The 15,430-nt window shown below is 64.2% G+C and carries 16 protein-coding genes and 2 pseudogenes; 10 read left to right on the forward strand and 8 right to left on the reverse strand.

Annotated features, from left to right (window positions below; translation table 11 throughout):
• Positions 1-168 precede the first annotated feature (168 nt).
• The 3 genes and pseudogenes from EKK97_RS04070 to EKK97_RS04080 form a co-directional block, all read right to left on the reverse strand.
• A complete protein-coding gene (locus EKK97_RS04070; RefSeq protein ID WP_159549381.1) occupies positions 169-480 on the reverse strand; it encodes a hypothetical protein in 312 nt (103 codons plus the stop codon).
• A 323-nt stretch (positions 481-803) separates the two neighbouring features.
• A pseudogene (locus tag EKK97_RS04075) lies at positions 804-1,801 on the reverse strand (NADP-dependent oxidoreductase).
• A 45-nt stretch (positions 1,802-1,846) separates the two neighbouring features.
• Complete coding sequence (locus EKK97_RS04080) at positions 1,847-2,158, reverse strand: hypothetical protein (protein ID WP_159549384.1); 312 nt, start codon at positions 2,156-2,158, stop codon at positions 1,847-1,849.
• 253 nt (positions 2,159-2,411) lie between these two features.
• Here EKK97_RS04080 and EKK97_RS04085 point away from each other — a divergent pair, with 253 nt between their 5' ends.
• Together EKK97_RS04085 and EKK97_RS04090 are read left to right on the forward strand one after the other, a co-directional pair.
• Positions 2,412-3,341: an AsmA family protein gene (locus EKK97_RS04085; protein WP_159549387.1), complete on the forward strand. Its 930-nt coding sequence runs from the start codon at positions 2,412-2,414 to the stop codon at positions 3,339-3,341.
• On the forward strand, positions 3,239-5,089 hold the full coding sequence (locus EKK97_RS04090) for an AsmA family protein (RefSeq protein ID WP_159549390.1): 1,851 nt from the start codon (positions 3,239-3,241) through the stop codon (positions 5,087-5,089). The genes EKK97_RS04085 and EKK97_RS04090 overlap by 103 nt, the downstream gene beginning before the upstream one ends.
• Positions 5,090-5,117: 28 nt before the next feature.
• On the opposite strand, the gene EKK97_RS04095 is transcribed toward EKK97_RS04090, so the two are convergent.
• From EKK97_RS04095 to EKK97_RS04105, 4 genes are all read right to left on the reverse strand, one after another.
• Positions 5,118-5,462: a zinc ribbon domain-containing protein gene (locus EKK97_RS04095; RefSeq protein ID WP_159549393.1), complete on the reverse strand. Its 345-nt coding sequence runs from the start codon at positions 5,460-5,462 to the stop codon at positions 5,118-5,120.
• 152 nt (positions 5,463-5,614) lie between these two features.
• Positions 5,615-5,869, reverse strand: coding sequence for a hypothetical protein (locus EKK97_RS25620; RefSeq protein ID WP_340162961.1), 255 nt, complete (start codon positions 5,867-5,869; stop codon positions 5,615-5,617).
• A complete protein-coding gene (locus EKK97_RS04100) occupies positions 5,869-7,083 on the reverse strand; it encodes a dihydrolipoyl dehydrogenase (protein ID WP_340162922.1) in 1,215 nt (404 codons plus the stop codon). The genes EKK97_RS25620 and EKK97_RS04100 overlap by 1 nt, the downstream gene beginning before the upstream one ends.
• 95 nt (positions 7,084-7,178) lie before the next feature.
• Positions 7,179-7,367, reverse strand: a complete 189-nt coding sequence (locus tag EKK97_RS04105) for a DUF3008 family protein (protein WP_159549396.1) — start codon at positions 7,365-7,367, stop codon at positions 7,179-7,181.
• A 354-nt stretch (positions 7,368-7,721) separates the two neighbouring features.
• On the opposite strand from EKK97_RS04105, the gene EKK97_RS04110 reads away from it, so the two are divergent.
• The 7 genes from EKK97_RS04110 (at position 7,722) to EKK97_RS04140 (ending at position 13,253) form a co-directional block, all read left to right on the forward strand.
• On the forward strand, positions 7,722-9,032 hold the full coding sequence (locus EKK97_RS04110; protein ID WP_159549398.1) for a putative bifunctional diguanylate cyclase/phosphodiesterase: 1,311 nt from the start codon (positions 7,722-7,724) through the stop codon (positions 9,030-9,032).
• A 111-nt stretch (positions 9,033-9,143) separates the two neighbouring features.
• A complete protein-coding gene (locus tag EKK97_RS04115) occupies positions 9,144-9,341 on the forward strand; it encodes a tautomerase family protein (RefSeq protein WP_159549401.1) in 198 nt (65 codons plus the stop codon).
• A 15-nt stretch (positions 9,342-9,356) separates the two neighbouring features.
• Positions 9,357-10,109, forward strand: a complete 753-nt coding sequence (locus EKK97_RS04120) for a creatininase family protein (RefSeq protein ID WP_159549404.1) — start codon at positions 9,357-9,359, stop codon at positions 10,107-10,109.
• A gap of 21 nt (positions 10,110-10,130) precedes the next feature.
• Positions 10,131-10,967 carry an alpha/beta hydrolase gene (locus EKK97_RS04125; RefSeq protein ID WP_159549407.1) on the forward strand — a complete coding sequence of 279 codons (837 nt, stop codon included), beginning with the start codon at positions 10,131-10,133 and terminating at the stop codon, positions 10,965-10,967.
• Positions 10,968-11,215: 248 nt separating this feature from the next.
• Positions 11,216-11,671: a hypothetical protein gene (locus EKK97_RS04130; RefSeq protein ID WP_159549410.1), complete on the forward strand. Its 456-nt coding sequence runs from the start codon at positions 11,216-11,218 to the stop codon at positions 11,669-11,671.
• Between the two features lie 65 nt (positions 11,672-11,736).
• Complete coding sequence (locus EKK97_RS04135; RefSeq protein ID WP_159549413.1) at positions 11,737-12,174, forward strand: phage holin family protein; 438 nt, start codon at positions 11,737-11,739, stop codon at positions 12,172-12,174.
• Entirely contained in the window at positions 12,171-13,253 is a 1,083-nt protein-coding gene (locus tag EKK97_RS04140; protein WP_159549416.1) for a DUF3618 domain-containing protein, read from the forward strand. The genes EKK97_RS04135 and EKK97_RS04140 overlap by 4 nt, the downstream gene beginning before the upstream one ends.
• Before the next feature lie 62 nt (positions 13,254-13,315).
• Here the strand turns inward: EKK97_RS04140 and EKK97_RS04145 are convergent.
• Positions 13,316-14,037: pseudogene (locus tag EKK97_RS04145) on the reverse strand (YebC/PmpR family DNA-binding transcriptional regulator).
• A 144-nt stretch (positions 14,038-14,181) separates the two neighbouring features.
• On the opposite strand from EKK97_RS04145, the gene EKK97_RS04150 reads away from it, so the two are divergent.
• The gene (locus EKK97_RS04150; protein WP_159549419.1) at positions 14,182-15,387 is read left to right on the forward strand and encodes a M24 family metallopeptidase; all 1,206 of its coding nucleotides are present in this window, start codon (positions 14,182-14,184) and stop codon (positions 15,385-15,387) included.
• The last annotated feature ends 43 nt before the right edge of the window (positions 15,388-15,430 follow it).

Raw genomic sequence — 15,430 nt, forward strand, 5'->3', positions numbered from 1 at the left:
GGCTTGGCCCTCTTTGCAGGACTTCTGCCAGCTTAGCCTGCTTTTTGCTGCATCGCAGCATCAGATTTGTTACCGTCGGTTTTGTACCTTCTTATTTTCAGGTGTCTGACGTAAAACGCCCCATACGGAGAAAGGCCGTATGGGGCGTGGGAAGTCGCTGAAAGTCACTCAGCGCTGCGGATGCTCCTCGAACAGCTCCGCCTTGGCTTCGCGCATGACGTTCTCACAGGCGGCCTGGTGGGCTAACTGGGTCAGCAGGCTCTGGGTAACCGCGAAGCCTTTGCCGAGGCAGTTGTCCACCTCCTCACGACTGATGTGGGGAGTTACGTCGTAGTCGATCTTGATCGTTCTGCCGCTACCGTCCAGCCTGTCGGCCAGGCTACGAATGAACCAGGCAAGGCGCTCACGCCAGCCGCCCGTCTCTTCCATGCCTTCGTTTACGCTGAACGTGCACCGCCACTCAGGTTTGTAGACTCGCATGAGTACCTCCTGCACTGGCTTGGTTATGAATGATCGATCGTGATGTTTCACTCCACTTCTTTGACGAAAACTACTTTTCCAGAATAACAAACTTGTACCGGACTTTCACGGGCTGTGCCGTTTCGCTACGTCAGCAGGCTCGTGGCGGCAACCCCATATGGACGACATGCGACCAGAGCACGTCACTTGTCCTATCGGCGCCGTAGGAGGGAACTTGAGCGGCGATGTGACCAGGGTAAGGAGAATCAGGTGAAGAGAAGGCTTTTGCCCCTGCGGGGCGGCACACGCGGGGAAGCGGCAGGGCGCGCCTGCCGCAGTGCACGTCACAGCCGTACCAGCATCTTGCCGCGGTTGGCTCCTTCGAACAGCTTGAGAAAGGCGTCGGGCGTACGCTCCAAGCCCTCCTCGATGGTTTCCTCGTAGTCGATCTCGCCCTGGGCCACGCGAGGGCCGACTTCTTCCAGAAAGTGGGGTACTCGGTCCAGTGATCGAAAACGATGAAACCTTGCATGCGGGCACGCTTGATCAGCAGGTTCGACAGGTTGCCCGGACCTTGCTGCTGGGCTTCGTCGTTGTAGCGCGAGATAAACCCGCACACGGCGATGCGGGCGCCGACCTTGAGCCGGTTCAGTGCCGCTTCGAGACAAGCGCCACCGACATTCTCGAAATACACGTCAAACCCCTCGGGGCAGGCTTCCTCGAGGTCGGCGCTCAGCTGTCGGGCATCCTTGTTCCTGTAGCTCACGGCTCGGATGTCGTGCTCTTCCAGCCACTCGAGCTTATCCGCCGCTCCGGCGATGCCGACCACCGTGCCGCCTGTGGCCTTGGCCAGCTGTACCGCGAGCGAACCCACGGCGCCGCTGGCGGCGCTGACCAGTACATTGTCGCCCTCACGCAGGTTGGCGATACGGTTGAGCCCCGTCCAGGCGGTCATTCCCGGCATGCCGAGTACGCCAAGGTAGGCCTGTTCGGGAACCTCCATGTCGGGCAGTGGCTCCAGTACATCGCCCTTGAGCTGGGCGATGTCACGCCATCCGGCCATATGACGCACCTTGTCGCCGGACTTGAAGCGCGAATGGCGCGACTCGATTACCTCGCCGATGGCGGCCCCCTCGAGAGGGGCGTCGAGTTCGAACGGTGCAATGTAAGTTCGCATCCCGCTCATGCGGCCGCGCATGTAGGGGTCGACCGAGAGCCAGGTATTGCGGATCCGAACCTCATCCTCGCCCAGCTCGGGCAACGTCTGGCTGTGCAATTCGAAAAGTTCCCTGGGCGGCATACCCCGTGGGTAGTCGCGAATAGCAAAGTAGCGTGCCTGCATGTCGGCTCCTTGACGTGCGTCGTTCCCGGTTCGAACCAGGCAATGTCAGCGTGGCGGCCCCTGCTCGAACAGCTCGGCCTTGGCATCCCGCATCACGTCCTCGCAGGCAGCCTGCTGAGCCAGCTGGTTGAGCAGCGAGTGAGTGACTTCGAATCCCTTGACCAGGCAGGTATCGATCTCTTCCGCAGTCACGGCAGGCTCGACGTGGCATTCGATCGTGACGGTACGGCCCTTGTGGTCGAGCTTGTCGGCCCAGCGGCGAATGCGCCAGGCAAGCCTCTCACGCCAGCTCGACGATGCGCCGGCGGCTTCGTTCACAGTGAAGGTGCAGTGCCATTCCGGTTTGTAGATTTTCATACGAACCTCCCGTTCTGGCTGGGAACATCCCGCGGTCTCTCCTTGTTTACCGTGTGCAACGGTCGAGACGTCCATGTTTCCAGCATAGAAGCTTTATGTGCCCCGGGCAGGTTAGGCATTGTCCGAAAACTGTCTACGCTCGGTCATACGGCGTTAAAAATCAGCTCAAAGTACGGTTGGCTGAGGATTGGACCTACGCCTTCTCTCTGTCCATGGTAAGGGTGTCGATCAATCACAACCCATGGACGGAACGGTGAACAAGGTAGCTCGGCGAATCGTCATCGTGATAGGGGCTGTGCTGCTGTTGCTGGCGGCGGCCGCCCTGTTCCTCGAATCCCCCTGGTTCCGCGGCTGGCTGGCAGGCCAGGCCAGCGAACAGCTGGGGCGCGAGGTGGCGATCGGCGATCACGGCATCGATTGGGGCCTACCGCTGACGCTGAGGCTCGACGAGGTGAGCATCGCCAACGCGTCGTGGGCCGAGGATCCCATGGCACGCCTCGACGAACTGACGGTGACCTTGGACGTAGGCGCCCTGCTGCAAGGGGAGATCGAACTGGAGCGGCTCGCTATCGAGCGACCCGAGGTGGTGGTGCTGCGTCGAGAAGATGGCACTACCAATCTCGATGACCTGTTGGCAGAGGAGCCGACCGAGGAGCAGGAGATCCCCCTCTGGCCCGAGGCCTTTCATATCGACCGGGGCCGGCTGGTCTATCGGGATACGGGCCAGGACATCGAGCTCGAGATCGCCTTCGCAACACCTGGAGAAAGCGTCCAGGAGCTGAGCTTGGAGCTGCGCGGAGAGGGCCGGCTACAGGACGATTCTGTCGAGTTTCAGGGCCTGTTGCACCTCGATGTGGAGGAGCGCCGTGGCGTCATCGAGGCGTTCCAGGGGCGTATCGGCGACAGCCAATTGAGCGGTGACCTGGCGTTGGACATGGGGCGCGACGTGCCACGCCTGATGGCCGAACTGCAAGCCGACGCGCTCGATCTGGACCGCTGGGGCTCTTCGATGAAACGGCGGCGGAAGAAGAAGCGCAGGAAGAAGAGGCGCAGGAAGAAGAGAAACAGTGGGATCGGCACGTGGCACGGCTGCTGGAGGGGCTCGAGGCATTCGAGGCCGATGTCGACCTGTCTCTTGGTCGGCTGCACTATGCCGGCCAGAGTCTGCATGACCTGGCCGTGAGAGCGACCCTGGAAGAAGGCCGGCTCACCATCTCCCGGTTGCAGGCCCAGCAGCAGCTCGAAGAGGAGTCGCCCCGTTCGTTGAACGTCCAGGGCTGGCTCGAGAGCGAGGACCAGCGTCTGCTGGCCGAGCTGCAAGCGGAGTTGGATCGCATCGACTTGACGGCGGCACTCGCTCCGCTCGGGTTCGGACCGCTGGGCACGCTGAATGGCAGTCTCAATACCCGCGTGGTCGACGGCGGACTGCTGTTCGAGGATACGGCCCTCGATTACCAGGCCCCGCACTGGGGACTGTCGCTGTCGTTCACTGCCGATACCCGCACCGAGGGCGTGGAAGGGCAGCGGATACACCTGGTGGGCGAGGGCAGTTACGAGGAGGAACCCTTCGAGTTCGACCTGTTGATCGGGCCGCTGCTCGATCTTACCGATCCCGAAACGCCCTATCCGGTATCCGGCGAGCTGGCCAGCGGCGAGACCCGGTTGTGGATCGACGGCAGCGCGGTGCAGCCTTTCGCCCTCGAATCGCTAGAGGGCAGTGCTCGACTGGAGGGGCCGAGTCCGGCTGAACTCACCGAGCTGACCGGAATCAACCTGCCGGAACTGCCGCCCTATCGTGTCAGCGGCTACGTGAGCTACCGCGAGAACCTGCTCAGCATCGACAGCCTCGAGGGCTCCTTCGGTGACAGCGATGTGGCCGGAGATGTGCGTATCCGCTTCGGTGAGCCACCCAAGCTATGGGCGACCCTGGTGTCCCGACAGCTGGAAGCGGATGACTTGCTGCCGATGCTGGGCATTTCGCCGGGAACCGGCCCGGGCGAGACGGCCACGCCCGAACAGCAGCAATGGGAAGCGCAGGAACGGCGCGCCGAAATGCTGTTCCCCGATCGCGAATGGGATCTGGAAGCCCTGCGCAATACCGATATCGTTCTGGACTATGAGGCGGCCAACGTGCAGGCGGAGCATGTGCCGTTCGAGGATCTGGCCCTGGCTCTCGAACTCGAGCAGGGCGTAATGACCGTCGAGCCCCTGCAAGTTGGGCTCGGCGGGGGAGAGGTGCGTGCCTCCTGGGTCATGGACGCACGCCAGGCTGCCATCGAGGGCGATCTGCAGCTGGCTCTGGACCAAGTCAACCTGGCGGCATTGCTGGACGAAGCCGGCCTGCCCGAAGTGGCCCGCGACACCCTCGGCAGGATCGGTGGGCGCGGCGACTTCCGCTATCGCGGGCGCTCCATGCATGAGGTCATGGCTGGGCTCGATGGCGAACTGGAGTTGGCCATGTCCCAGGGCTGGCTGGACATCATCGCTGCCGAACTACTACCGCTCAACGTGGCCAATGCGCTGGTGGCGGCGCTCACGGGAGAGGATCAGGTACAGCTGGAATGTACCTATGTGCGTTTCGCCCTCGACCAGGGCCTGGCCGACCTGGATCGGTTCTTCATGGCGACGGAGATCGCCCACTTCGAGGGGGCCGGTGCCATCAACCTGGAAACGGAGAGAATGGACCTGGCCTTCCAGGGCCACAATATCGATCCCACCCTGTTTACCGGTAATTCGCCGGTGGAATTGCAGGGCTCGCTGCGTGACCCCGAGGTAAACGTCATCACCGAGGAACTGATCGCGCGCGGGGCGCTGTCGCTGCTGGGAGCCATCGTGGCACCGCCTCTGGCGATCCTGCCGTGGGTCGATCCGGGCGGCGGCGAGCAGGTCGGCATGGGCTGCGAGCGAGCGCTCTCGGAGTTCGAGGAGTGAGGAGCGGTTCGGGCGGGGGGCTTCCCGCTTACGCCTCGTGCCATGCCTCGTGGCCGCAGCTCAGGCAGTGGTAGAGCGCCTCGAAACCGGACTCGGTTTCGTCCGAGCGGCGCATGGTGCCCTTCTGGTAGGTAAAGGAGCGTAGCGAGCAGATCGGGCAGCGGATCTCCACGTGGCGCGGGCTACGTGGCAGATTGGCCGAGGTCGAAGGTTCCTGCGGCCCGCCGCTCGCCTCGGCGATGGCGTCGTCAAGCTCCCCTTTCAGCTTCTGTACCAGGCGACTCGCGGCATCGGCCTGGTCGGGAGCGGCGAGCTCGGCCAAGCGCTCGATGCCTTCCTGTACGGCTTTCAGCCGTGAGGCGATATCGGCCATCGGAGTCTCCTGCGTCGAGTTTCTCGTTCTCTTATTCATCAGCATAACCCGGACTTGCCGATATGCCATGCCGGGATTCTCGCGCAGGCTCATCCCTCATGTATCGATCATGGGCCTGGTATTGCCGACAGCGTTAACCAGTCGAGCTGGGGCTAGCCCCCGGGGCCATACTCGAGGCAGCGTTCGGCCATGGCGGGACCCTGCAGGAGTGCACTGTTGAGATCGCGTAGGGCGCTGCGCAGGCCCTCCTCCAGCACCGGATGGTAGAAGGGCATCTCCAGCATGCGCTCGATGCCCATCTTCTGCTCCAGGGCCCAGGCCAGCAGATGGGCGATATGCTCCACTCTCGGTCCGAACAGTTCTGCGCCGAGGAACTGCCCCGAGCCATGCTCGGCGTACAGGCGCATCACCCCCGATTCTGGCGCATCACCACGGCACGCCCCTGGTCCTCGAAGGAGGCGCCGCCCTCGGCAACACCGTCGCAGCCGAAGCGGTCAGCCGCTTCATCGCGGCTCAGACCGACCGTGGCCATCTGCGGATCGGTGAAGGCGATCGACAACGGCGTACTGCGACGACCCGCACGCCGCTCGGGGTAGCGCCCGGCATTATGCCCGGCGATGCGTCCCTGCTGGTTCGCTTCGTGCAGCAGCGGCAGCTCCTGACTGGCATCCCCGGCAATGAAGACATGACCGGCGTCGCCCTCGCCATCGGCGCGGCGGCACTGCATGGTGAAGCGGTTGTAGAAGGGCACGCCCTTGTCGTCCAGCGCCAGCCCGGCGTTTTCCAGGTCGAGACGGTCGAGGTTGGGGCGCCGTCCGGTGGCAGCTAGCAAGTAGTCGAAGCGCTCGGTCAGACGCTGGCCGCTGTCGCGTTCGATGAAGGTGATCACCACCTGGTCTCCGTCACGCGCGATGGTCTCGACCTGGGCGGCTGGATCGAGGTAGAACTCGCCGTTGAAAGCGCGTTCGGCATAGTCGCGCAGCGCCGGATCCCGGAACGGGCCGAGCGAACCGCTCTTGCCGAACATGCGCAGGCGCACGCCCAGGCGGGCAAGGGCCTGGCCGAGCTCCAGGCCGACGATGCCCGGGCCGAAGACGGCGACCGATTCGGGCAGGTCTTCCCACTCGAACACGCCGTCGCTGTCGACCAAGCGATCGCCGGCCGGGTGCAAGGCGTCGGGCCGGTGGGGGCGTGAACCGGTGGCGATGATGATGGTCCGGGCATGCAGGCGCAGATCGTCGCCCACGCGCAGGGTGTGGGGTGCCTCGAAGCGGGCGTGGCCCTTGATACGGTTGCGAGGCTCGATACGCTGCATGGAATCGAGCACGCTCTCGACGAAGGCGTCGCGCTGGCGCCTGACGCGGGCCATGACCGCCTTGCCGTCGATACCGAGATCGCCGATCCGAATGCCGAACCCCGCTGCCTCGCGCGCCTGATGGGCCGACTCAGCCGCGGCGATCAGCAGCTTGGAAGGCATGCAGCCTACCCGGGCACAGGTGGTGCCCGGCTCGCCGCCTTCGATCAGCACCACTTCGTCACTGTACTGCCTGGCGGTTTGCCAGGCGCTCAGGCCAGCCGTGCCGGCCCCGATGATGGCAACATCGACGTCGCGTTCCTGCATGTCTCGTCTCCCTGGCACCGATGTGGCAGATTCGATCTGCCTGGCATCTCAAAGACTAGTTGCTATGTGCCGAGAGGGGGACAGTGCAGGTGGTCTCACGACTTGCGGTTATGGGTAGGCTTGTCCTTCTGGCTGGTCGAAGCCATTTTTTCGAGTTCCTTTTCATCCATGGACTCGTACATCTGCTTCGACGCACCTTCGAGTTCGCTGACTTTCTTCTCACCACGCTTGGCGGCAAGGGCGGCACCGGCCGCCATCTGCTGAGCTTCCGATTTAGCTGGCATGGTGCTTCTCCGTTCGGGTCCGTTCGTTCGTTGCTCCTCGGCGGCGTTCGTGCCGCTAACGAAAATTTAGCCCTTGGTGGGGAGGGGCGCCGTTTCAGCGTGTTACGTAATATTTGGCCTTGGTAAGTCGCGGAGCCGTGTTCATGTATTGGCCTGAAAACGACTTTTACAAAACCGCTAAAACAGCAATGACTAAACTCGAAGAAGCCTTTTGACGGGCAGCTTTTTGCGTGATATCTGAAGAGGCGAAGTACCCATAACGATAACGATCTGGCGTGAGTAAGGTCGGTTTATTAGGGACCACTTGGACAACTCGCTCGATAGGTTCCGTTGTATCCCGGGGAAGGGAGTCTCATGCGCCAGTTTGTCATTCAGGGCCGATCCCAGAATCCGCCCAGTCCATCTTGCCGCGACGAAGTCACCGGGTTGATCGCACGCCGCCATGCCGAGCGGCAGCTCGCGACCCTGCTGGCGCAAGCCGCCGAGCGGGAGGCCAAGGTGGCGATTCTGCATATCGACGTCGATCGATTGAAGGAGATCAACCACTCGCTGGGGCGGCCCATGGGGGACGCCTGCCTGAGGATGATGGCACAACGGGTCGCCGAGGTCGTCGATAGCCGGGGTAGCGTCAGCCGGCTGGATAGCGATGAGGTAATGGCGGTGTTGCCCGACGTAGCGGATACGGAGGCAGTGCTGCCCCTGGTCGAACGACTGCTGGAGCGTACCCGTCAGCCCATCGAGCTTTCGGGGCGAACGGTGCTGTCCAGCTGTTGCATTGGATTGGCGCTGTATCCCGACCATGGCACCACGGTCACTGAACTGATGCGACATGCCAGCCTCGCCCGGCGCAAGGCACAGCAGCGAGGAAGCCTGCAGCACTGCGTGTTCTCTCCCGAGCTGCTCGATGTCGGCCCCGACCGCATCCTGCTGCGCAGCGAATTGCGCGATGCTCTGTCGCGAGGAGAGATGGGGCTGCGCTATCGCCCCCTGATTTGCGCCCGTAGCGGCCAGGTGGTGGGCGTTTCGGCTCAGCCGTGCTGGCACTCGCCCCATTTCGGTGAGCTGGAAGCGTCTTCCTGGATCTCCACGGCACGGGACAACGACCAATTGTCCGAGATCTGTCACTGGGTTCTGGCAAATGCGTGTCGCCACGCTCGCTCCTGGTATGAAGCCGGCTCGGGGCTCAGGGTCATGGTCAGCGTGCCGGCAGAGGGGCTGGCCGGCGACATGCTGGTCGAGCGCGTCGCCGAAGCCCTTGCCGACAACGGCCTGCCCGCGGAACTGCTCGAGATCGAGCTGACCGAGAGTGGCTTGATGCGCGATCCCGAGCATGCCCGCGACCTGCTCGAGCGTCTCAAGGCCATGGGCGTCCGGCTGGTCATTGACGGTTTCGGCCGAGGTCACTCCGTGCTGGGGTGTCTTGGCCTGTTTCCCATCGATACGCTCAGGCTCGATGCGCTGTTCATCGAGGGCTGTCTCGATAACCCGCGCCAACAGGCGATCATCCGCTCGGTCATCGGCATGGCGCATGAGCTGGGAATCCGCGTGGCGGCAAGCGGCGTGAGCTCGCGCCGCCAGGTCGAGTTCCTGCGTGAACGGGGCTGCGACCTGCTGCAAGGCAGCTTGTGGTCGCGCATGGAGTACAGCGATCCTTCCCCCAGCTAGACCTGGGACTTGCGGGAGGCCTGGGCAACGTCATGATCAGGTTGCGGCAAGGCCGCTTTCGGCCGACCATGAGACCTTGTCCATCATGACCCTGCCCAAACGAGAGCCGACATGCCCATCGTGACCATTCAGCAGTTTCCCCGCGAGCTGGCGCAGAAGCGCGAGCTGGCACGCCGTATCACCCAGGCCTTCGTCGAGGTCTACGGTACCCCCGAGGAGAGCGTGCAGGTGTTCTTCAGCGAAGTGGATGGAGAAAACTGGGCCAAGGCGGGCACGATGGGCTGCGACCGTAGCGGCGGACAGGGCTGACCACGAGGAGGCGACATGCGGCTGCAGCATGCTACCTGGCAGGAGGTCGAGGCCTACCTGCAACGCGAGACCGGCATCATCGTGCCGATCGGCTCCACCGAGCAGCATGGGCCCAACGGCCTGGTGGGCACCGACGCCATCTGTCCCGAAACCATCGCCTGGGAACTCGGCGAGCGCTATGGCGTGCTGGTGGCCCCGACCCAGAACCTGGGCATGGCCCAGCACCACCTGGCCTTTCCCGGTACCGTCAGCCTGCGTCCCAGTACCTTGATCGCCGTGCTACGGGATACCGTCACGTCGCTCTCGCGTCACGGCTTCACGCACATCTTCTTTCTCAACGGTCATGGCGGCAACATCGGCACCATGAGTGCGGCCTTCGCCGAGATCTACGGCGAGCGCAGCCTGGGATACGGCCCCCAGCCAGCCACCGAGCTGCACCTCACCACCAGTAACTGGTTCGCCGGCCCGCGAGTCCGCGAGCTGGCCGAATCGCTCTACGGCGATGCCGAGGGCACCCACGCCACCGCCTCGGAGGTTGCGCTCTCCTGGTGCGCGCGGCCCGAGGCCGTCAAGCAGGTGGACATGTCGCCGCGCATCGCACCCCGCGGCAGTGCCCAATGTGACGCCGACGAGTTTCGGCGGCGCTTCCCCGACGGTCGCATGGGCTCCGATCCCTCGCTTGCCAGCGTGGAGCATGGCCAGCGCTTCCTCGAGGCCGGCGTGGCCGATGCGTGGGAGGCCTATCGGGCCTTTACCCAGGCCGGCTAGCGAGCCAGAGGAGTCGGGGCCATGCTGCGCGTGATCGCCACCCTGGCCGGTATCTATGCCCTCGTGGTGCTGCTGGCCTGGTTCTTTCAGGATCGGCTGCTCTATCTGCCGCATATGGGGCGTGAGCATATCGCTACTCCCGCCGACCTCGGCCTGGCATGGCAGCAAGTCGATCTGGCGACCGAAGACGGCCTGACCCTGGACGCCTGGTGGGTCCCCGTCGAGAACGCTCGCGGTAGCCTGCTGTTCCTGCATGGCAATGCCGGCAACATTTCCCATCGCCTCGATTCGATCCGGCAGTTTCATCGCCTGGGCCTGTCGGTGCTGATTCTCGACTACCGTGGCTACGGCCGCAGCGAGGGGCGTCCCTCCGAAGCGGGAACGGCGCAGGATGCCCGGGCCGGCTGGCGCTGGCTGATCGAGCAGAAGGTTCCTGCCGACCGGATCGTGCTGTTCGGGCGCTCGCTGGGGGCCGCCGTGGCCGCGGAGCTGGCCGCAGCACTGCCCTCCCGGGAGCAACCGGCGGCGCTCATCCTCGAATCGCCATTTCGCTCGGTGCCGGCGCTGGGCCAGCGGCTCTACCCCTTCCTGCCGGTGCGTTGGCTGGCGACGCTGGATTATCCCACCGAGCGTTACGTCAGGCAGATCGAGGCGCCTTTGCTGGTCATCCATAGCCGCGACGATGAGATCATTCCCTATGGCGAGGGAGAGGCGGTCTTCGCCGCTGCCAACGAACCCAAGGAGATGCTCACCATTCGCGGCGGTCACAACACCGGTTTTGTCGAAAGCGAGCCGGAGTATTCTGCCTCGATAGACGACTTTCTCTCTCGCCATGCCCGCCTGACCCGACAGCCTTGATCCAAGTTGCAGGGGTGTGCCCGCGAGGTAAGTGCCGTTTCGCCATGGTGAGTTATCGGGGCAGAGAGTAACGATCGTTATCCGCTCATTGCGTCATTGTGTTCCACATTTACCCCTTTCCTCAGCGAAATTGACAGGCCCTCCACGAGTACTATTTTGCGAGTGTCAGCCAGGCTGCGAGCCTGGTCAGCACAGGGTAAGCCCTTTCGGGGGCGTAGTGACACTTGGCAAAAACATGGAGGTGGCGAATGAGCGATACCCATAGCCGCGCAAGCCGGGAAGCTGGCGTCGGCAACGACAGTGGCCGGCACGGCCTCGATCGCGAGGAGATCCGCCAGCAGGCCGAGGAGACCCGGGACGAATTGCGCGATGCCGCCCGGCAGCAGGCCGAAGGACTCATCGACCGTCAGAAGGCGGCAGCGGCCGAACAGGCGGAGAAGGTCTCGACGGTGCTGCACAAGATGGCCGATGAGTTCGAGCGTCAGGAACAGCCCTATTTTTCCGGTTGCGTCAACGAATTGGCCAAGCGCTCCGATGCCTTCTCGCGCACCCTGCGCGAGCGTGACCTGGAAACCCTGCTGGATCAGACACGTCATTACAGTCGGCAGCATCCCGCGTTGTTCATGGGCGGGGCGATCGCGGCAGGCTTCATGCTGTCTCGCTTCCTGCGTAGCTCCAGCCAGGACGGCACCCAGGGCTACTGAGTCAGGCCGCGCGAAGCGATGTCATTCGCCGCCGTTACCGCCTAATGGAAGGGAGGTATGACCTCATGGAAGCGGAAAACAGAATCCGGACGGAAACCTCTACGATTGGGACTCTCTTCTCGAACCTGGCTCACGAAGTCACCGCTCTGGTGCGCAAGGAGTCCGAGCTGGCCAAGGTCGAAATGAGCGAAAAGACCAGCCAGGCGATGGGCGCACTTGCCTCGATTGCCATCGCCGGCACGGTATTGATGTGTGGCTTTCTGGTGCTCCTTGCCGCTGCGGTCTTCGGCCTCAATACCGTGCTGCCTCCTGAAACCACCCCTTGGCTCTCCGCCCTCATCGTGGGTGGCGCGGTGGTGGTGATCGGTCTCGTCATGCTGCAAGCGGGGCGCAAGAAGCTCAAGCGGGAAAACCTGATGCCGACCCGCACCATGGCGAGCTTGCGCCGCGACAGGACACTGACCCAGCAGCATGGAGAGGCGGTCAAGGAGGAGCTGAAATGAGCCAGGACGGTCGGCGCCGTTCCGAAGAGATCGAGCACGAGATCTACCAGGCGCGGGCGCGCCTGGATGAGACCCTACATCAAATCGAAGAGAGACTTTCTCCCGAGCAGCTTATGAACATGACCTACGATTACCTGCGTCACGGCGGGGCCGAGCGGATCGCCTCCCGCCTGGGAAGAACGATCAAGGAAAATCCGCTGCCCGTGATGGTGACCGGCATCGGCCTGGGCTGGCTGGTGCTGGCACAGCGCAACTCGCATCACGACCGCTACGAAGCGCTGCCGCGGCATGCCGGCTATCCCGGCAGCACCATGCCGCAAACCCGCATACCTAACGGTGGCGACATGCCCGGCAGTCATTCCACCGTCAGCGGGGCCGGCACCACCACGCTGGGGCACGACCCGGCGGCGATGGGGGCCACTCCGCAGCATGGCGCCGGGGCAAATGATCATGGCGGCGGCATGACACGCAAGGCGCAGCAGATGGCCCAGGGCATCCGCGACCGCGCCGAGCATCTGGGCGGCCAGGTGAAGGATCGCGCCCAGCACATGGGTGGGCAGGTCCGCGAGCGTGCCTCGCACCTAGGCGAGCAGCGCCAAGCGGCCATGCACGCCGCGTCGCACCGGGTCCAGGATGTCGGCAGCCAGACCACCCACTTCGTGCAGGAACATCCGCTGGTGGCTGGCGCGCTGGGCGTCGCCGTCGGGGCGGTGCTGGGCAGCCTGTTCTCACCGACGCGCGTCGAGAACCGTCACTTGGGCGAGGTGCGCGACCGGGCCGTGCATCGCGCCGAGGAGCTTGGCCAGGAGCAACTGGAACGAGCCGAGGAAAAGATTCACGAGACCGCCGAACGGGTCAAGGAAGAGGCGCGCTCGGCCCAGTCGTCGAACTCGGCCTACGTGGAGAATGCCTCCAGCGAAGAGCGCTTCGCCAAGGCCGGCGCTGAGCGTACTGGCAGCATGGAAAGCACTTCCCGGGGCCCCGAGAGCCCTCGGGACGAAGCGGCGAAGAAGGGCGGCTCCAATGCGCCCGACGACAAGCCGCAAGGCGGCGGTTCATCGCCCTCGAAGGGTAGCTGAAACCCCGCCGAAATAGCGACAGCTGCCGCGCCGGGCCGTCAGGCCGGCGCGGCGGCGTTGCGTCAGGATGCCACTTCGGCGTTGTGGAAGACGTTCTGTACGTCGTCCAGGTCGTTGAGAGTGTCGAGCAGCTTTTCGAACAAGGCGACGTCGTCGCCCTCGACCGTCGTGGTGGTCTGCGGCACGAACTGGATTTCGTCGACCTCGAACTCGATCTCGCCGAGGGCATCGATCAAGGCCTGCTTGGCCTTGGCGTACTCGGTGTGCGGAGCGAAGACGGTGATCCGGCCTTCCTCGTTCTCGATGTCGGTCACGTCGACATCGGCTTCCATCAAGGCTTCCAGTGCCGCTTCCTCGTCGCTGCCGGCGAAGGCGAGGATGGCACAGTGGTCGAACATGTGGCTGACGCTGCCCGGCGTGCCGAGCTTGCTCTTGGCCTTGTTGAAGCAGGCGCGCACGTCGCCGAAGGTACGGTTGGGGTTGTCGGTCAGGCAGTCGACGATGACCATGCAATTGCCTGGGCCGAAGCCCTCGTAGCGCGCCGGTGAGTAGTCTTCGCCCCCACGCCGCTGGCCTTGTCGAGCGCCTTCTCGATCACGTGGCTGGGCACCTGGTCCTTCTTGGCGCGCTCGATCAGCCCGCGCAATGTCAGGTTGCCGTTGGGATCGGTGCCGCCCTGCTTGGCGCAGACATAAATCTCGCGCCCGTACTTGCTGTACACCTTGGTCTTGGCGGCGGCCGTCTTGGCCATGGATTCCTTGCGGTTCTGAAAGGCCCTGCCCATAACGTTGTCCTGTTGCATCGGATACGAGGCTGGATTCTACGAAACCGGCCAGCCCTGGAACAGCCCTATTTCGCCTCGATGACGGCTGGCGTGATGTGGGGCATGGCTACACTGTCCGATACACCCATCACCGCGGAGCCCGTCATGGATCACCTTCAGTACCGCCATGCCCTGGCGGCGCAGCTCGAAGCCAGTGAACTGGCCTTTCCGGTGAGCGAGTTCGAGGCTCGCCTGGCCAGGGTGCGCGACGCCATGCGCGAGGCGGGGCTGGACGCCCTGCTGCTGACGGACCCCGCCGATATCTACTATCTGACCGGCTACAACACCTTCGAGGTTTCGGTGCATACCTGCCTCGTCTGCTCGGCCGAGCGGTTGGTGCTGCAGGTACCCTCCATCGAGACCGGGCCGGCGGTGGTCACCGCTCGTGTCGATGAGCTGCTGGGTTATCGCTGGGAGGGCATCGGCGAGGTGATCGAGCCCTTGGCCGAGACCTTGGCGCCTTTTCAGGCCATTGGCCTGGATCTTTACGGGGCGGGTCTGCGCCATGGCGTGCTCCGCGAATTGCAGTCGCGCCTGGGCGTCGAGCGCTTCCGCGACGATGGCGGCGAGCTGCTCGACCGCATTCGTATCGTCAAGAGCGAGGCGGAACTCGCCTGCCTGCGGCAGAGTGCCCGGATCACTTCCCTAGGACTCGCAGCCGCCGCGCGGGTCATCGCCCCCGGCATGGCGGACGGCGACGTGGCGGCCGAAGGTGCACGGGCCATGCTGGCGGCCGGCAGCGAGTTCATGAGCATGCAGCCCATCGTCACCAGCGGCCGGCGCATCAGCGTGATCCACCTCAATCATCAGCGCCAACAAATCGCCCGGGACGAGCCGGTGTTCCTGGAGTTCGGCTCCGCCTACCGGCGCTACACCGCGCCGATGATGAAGACCGTCGTGGCAGGTGGCGCCAGCCGCGAGATGCTGGTGCTGCGCGATGTGTGTCGCGATCTCTTCGAGGCCCTCGTCGCCACGATGCGACCCGGCAGTACCTTCGACGATGCCGCCCGGGCCGCCGAGGCGGTGCTGGCGCCCCACGCCGAGCGGGTGTTCTTCTCGGGGGTGTTCGGCTATGCCGTGGGTGCGCAGTTTCCGCCCAGCTGGGTCGAAGGCAGCGGCTACATCGCCCGTGGCCAGGTGCGTGAATTCGAGGCCGACATGGTCTTCCACCTGCCGCTCTGCCTGCGCGTGCCCGGGCAGTGGGGCATCGGTCTCAGCGATACCGTGCGAGTCACGCCACGCGGAGGCGAGCCCCTTACCGACAACGACTGGATGCTGGGCGGGGTAGAGGCGGCTGGAGGGCCTGGATGATCGAAGCCAACGGAAGCCTGGCCCACGGTGGTGGGCCAGGTGC

The organism is Billgrantia tianxiuensis (genome assembly GCF_009834345.1).
Classification (GTDB): domain Bacteria; phylum Pseudomonadota; class Gammaproteobacteria; order Pseudomonadales; family Halomonadaceae; genus Halomonas; species Halomonas tianxiuensis.

Excerpts from the sequence above, each read along its gene's own strand:
- EKK97_RS04130 (WP_159549410.1), top strand. The coding sequence starts at position 11,216 with ATGAGCGATACCCATAGCCGCGCAAGCCGGGAAGCTGGCGTCGGCAAC.
- EKK97_RS25620 (WP_340162961.1), bottom strand. The coding sequence starts at position 5,869 with ATGCGCCTGTACGCCGAGCATGGCTCGGGGCAGTTCCTCGGCGCAGAA.
- EKK97_RS04115 (WP_159549401.1), top strand. The coding sequence starts at position 9,144 with ATGCCCATCGTGACCATTCAGCAGTTTCCCCGCGAGCTGGCGCAGAAG.
- EKK97_RS04105 (WP_159549396.1), bottom strand. The coding sequence starts at position 7,367 with ATGCCAGCTAAATCGGAAGCTCAGCAGATGGCGGCCGGTGCCGCCCTT.
- EKK97_RS04110 (WP_159549398.1), top strand. The coding sequence starts at position 7,722 with ATGCGCCAGTTTGTCATTCAGGGCCGATCCCAGAATCCGCCCAGTCCA.
- EKK97_RS04070 (WP_159549381.1), bottom strand. The coding sequence starts at position 480 with ATGCGAGTCTACAAACCTGAGTGGCGGTGCACGTTCAGCGTAAACGAA.
- EKK97_RS04095 (WP_159549393.1), bottom strand. The coding sequence starts at position 5,462 with ATGGCCGATATCGCCTCACGGCTGAAAGCCGTACAGGAAGGCATCGAG.
- EKK97_RS04140 (WP_159549416.1), top strand. The coding sequence starts at position 12,171 with ATGAGCCAGGACGGTCGGCGCCGTTCCGAAGAGATCGAGCACGAGATC.
- EKK97_RS04080 (WP_159549384.1), bottom strand. The coding sequence starts at position 2,158 with ATGAAAATCTACAAACCGGAATGGCACTGCACCTTCACTGTGAACGAA.
- EKK97_RS04150 (WP_159549419.1), top strand. The coding sequence starts at position 14,182 with ATGGATCACCTTCAGTACCGCCATGCCCTGGCGGCGCAGCTCGAAGCC.
- EKK97_RS04120 (WP_159549404.1), top strand. The coding sequence starts at position 9,357 with ATGCGGCTGCAGCATGCTACCTGGCAGGAGGTCGAGGCCTACCTGCAA.
- EKK97_RS04135 (WP_159549413.1), top strand. The coding sequence starts at position 11,737 with ATGGAAGCGGAAAACAGAATCCGGACGGAAACCTCTACGATTGGGACT.
- EKK97_RS04100 (WP_340162922.1), bottom strand. The coding sequence starts at position 7,083 with ATGCAGGAACGCGACGTCGATGTTGCCATCATCGGGGCCGGCACGGCT.
- EKK97_RS04125 (WP_159549407.1), top strand. The coding sequence starts at position 10,131 with ATGCTGCGCGTGATCGCCACCCTGGCCGGTATCTATGCCCTCGTGGTG.